General features: G+C 69.3%; 2 protein-coding genes. Both read left to right on the top strand.

Going from position 1 to position 2,619, the window contains the following annotated elements:
* Positions 1-171 precede the first annotated feature (171 nt).
* Complete coding sequence (locus tag ACFXA3_RS40605; protein WP_385196176.1) at positions 172-1,254, top strand: helix-turn-helix domain-containing protein; 1,083 nt, start codon at positions 172-174, stop codon at positions 1,252-1,254.
* A gap of 781 nt (positions 1,255-2,035) precedes the next feature.
* Positions 2,036-2,515 (top strand): ricin-type beta-trefoil lectin domain protein, encoded by a 480-nt coding sequence (locus tag ACFXA3_RS40600; RefSeq protein ID WP_385196174.1) that lies wholly within the window; start codon positions 2,036-2,038, stop codon positions 2,513-2,515.
* Positions 2,516-2,619: the final 104 nt, after the last annotated feature.

The following is a 2,619-nucleotide window of genomic DNA, read 5'->3' as shown; positions in this document are numbered from 1 at the left end:
GGATGGAGAAGGCGGGGTAGGCGGGGACGACGGTGACGTCGGTGTGCCACTGGTTGGCGCGGGCGCCGTGGTGGGAGTCGAGGGCGTGGGGGGAAACGGCCACGGCGGAGGGCCCGGGGGGGGGGGGGCCGGGCCGGGGGGGGGGGGGCGGCGCCCCCACTGAGCAAGGCGGTGGCCGGCTTCACCGCCACCGGTGGGACGCAGAAGGCAATGGCCGACGCACTCCACATCTCCCCCGCAGCCCTCTCGCGCTATCTGAGCGGGGACCGGATCGCCCCGCGCGAGACGCTCCGCGCCATGCAGTCGTTCCTCGCTGCGCGGGGCCTGCCCCTGACCCGGCAGGTCTGGGAGGAGCTGGATGCACTGTGCGGACAGGCACACCTCGCCAGCGGATCGCCCGCCGTCCAGCTGGCCCACCTCAAGGAGGAACTGACCCGCTTGCGCGGCGAACATGAGCATGCGCAGCAGGTCGCCGAGGCGCGCCTGACCGGACTTGGGGAACGGGCAAGCCGCCTCGCCGAGCGGCTGGAAGAGGCACTGGACCGGGCGAGGACCGCGGAGGGAGCACGCCAGATCCTCCAGGCCCAGGTCACCGGGCAGGACAAAGGCCTGCTGCAGGCTCAGGGCTACATCCAACAGATGGAGGCTGAACTCACCAGGCAACGCGAGCAGGCCCGCCGGCTGCAACAGGAAGTCGGCGTCCTGCGCGAGCAGAACCGCCGCCTCGTCGAGGCGCAGCAGGTTCCCGGGGCGTCAACGCAGGACACGGCTTTCGAAGCCACCCTCGCTGCGCCCCGCGCCCGGATCGCCGAAGCCGGGGAAGGCGAGCAGACCGGCACGCCGGCCGAACGGCAAGGAGCGAGAGGACGGCAGGTGGCTCCCCGCACTCCACCGGGGCCGGTCAGACACGCTCCAACCGACCAGCCCTTGTCCATCCTCGTCTATGACACCGTCAAAGTCGTCGTGCTGTTCGCCGTGATCTACGAGCTGGCACTGGCGTACGGCGCAGGCCTGTACGCCACCCCGGGGCCCAGTATCTGGAAACTCGTCCTGGCCGCCGTGGTCGGACTTGGGGTGTCGCTGGTGTGCTGGACCGTGTCCCTCGCGACCGCGGACGAATACCCGGCGAACTGGCCGATGGCCGTCGTCACCTGCGCCGGCCCCCTGTGCTTGGTCTCGGGGCTCGTCACCCCGTTCCTCCTCGGCACCGATGTCCTCGGACACTGGCTCGCCGGCACCGTCGGACTCTTGTAGCCCCCGCTCACGTTCCACCCGGTCGGGCCGTCCACCCCCAGCCCGGCCCCTGGGTCCCGACGTCAGGCCGCCTCAAGCGGATGCCCTCCCCGGTCCCCCGCCGGGCCAGCGCTGAGCCCGCCACCGCCTCAGGGCGGAACGGCACCCCCGCCCAGGACGTCCCGGCTCCCACACGCAGCCGCAGAGGTTCGCCCGCCGGCCGCCATTCCGGGCCCCACGGCCCCGCCTTGGCGGGAGGGAGCCCGGGGCTCGTGCGTCATCGGCCGCGGTCCGGCCTCCGGCGCCGGATGATCTCCATCTCCACTGGCCCCGACCCTCCCCCTCGGCGCGGCCGGACCCCGTAGGGCGCCCCGGGCGGCACCTTCCGGCCCGCTCGCACACGCATGAATTTCGGCTTGATATCGCGCATTCGACTGCGCCGGAAATGAACACAAAGAGCATCCGGAACGTTTCAGCGATGAAGATCGTCACGAAAATCCATGGGAGCGCGATACTGCATTTCCTCCCGCCGCATCAAACAAGACACCAAGCACGCCGACCGCACCTTTACAGCCATGCCTGACGGGAATCATTCGCCGGCTCATGCCAGGGTGAATCGTTTCTCGACGCTCATCAGATCTTCAGCCGACTGAGCGTTTCGAGTGAACGGGTCGGGCAACCCAGTCGGCCTGCCCTGATTGCTTGATATCAATTTCCCGGCGCCTGGATCCAAGCCGAATGGCCGCCCATTTCAGATCGTGCACGAAGCGCACGGACCTGCATCGAGAACGGAATCCGCATCATGGGAATCGCCCTGCGCAAGACCCTCGCCCTCGCCTCGCTGGCAGTGACGGCCGCCCTCCTGCCGGTGAGCGGGGCAGAGGCAGCGAACCCCACCCAGCAGACCGCACGCATCCCCGGCCGGTACTGCCTCGCCAACGCCTGGCAGACGCCGAACGTCTCCACGAAGCCGTGCGACTCAACGGCCCCAGGACAGCACTGGACCGTGTCGGGCCAGCAGATCTCCCTCACGAACGCGCGTGGTTACTGTCTCGCCAACACCTGGGAGACCCCGCAGGTTTCGGTCAAGCCCTGCAACTCCAACGACCAGGGCCAGTACTGGAACGTCTCGGGTCAGCAGATCTCCCTCGCCTTCGCCCCGGCCTACTGCTTCGCCAACGCCTGGGATACCCCGAACCTCTCGACGAAGCCCTGCGACCGCGCTGACCGCGGGCAGAACTGGGCCGTCTTCAACGACCAGATCAGCCTGGCACTCGCCTGAGCCCCCTGCCGTGGGGCCGGCCGGGGGGCGCCCCCGCCGGCGGCCCGGGGGGGAATACAGGCGTTGACGCCCGAAAGTTGTTTTAATAAAAAAAAAAACTGGCC

Origin of the sequence: Streptomyces sp. NPDC059456 (genome assembly GCF_042750055.1) — a bacterium.
GTDB lineage: Bacteria > Actinomycetota > Actinomycetes > Streptomycetales > Streptomycetaceae > Streptomyces.
The sequence above is the reverse complement of the archived record's forward strand: the minus strand, read 5'-3'. Positions and strand labels throughout refer to the sequence as shown.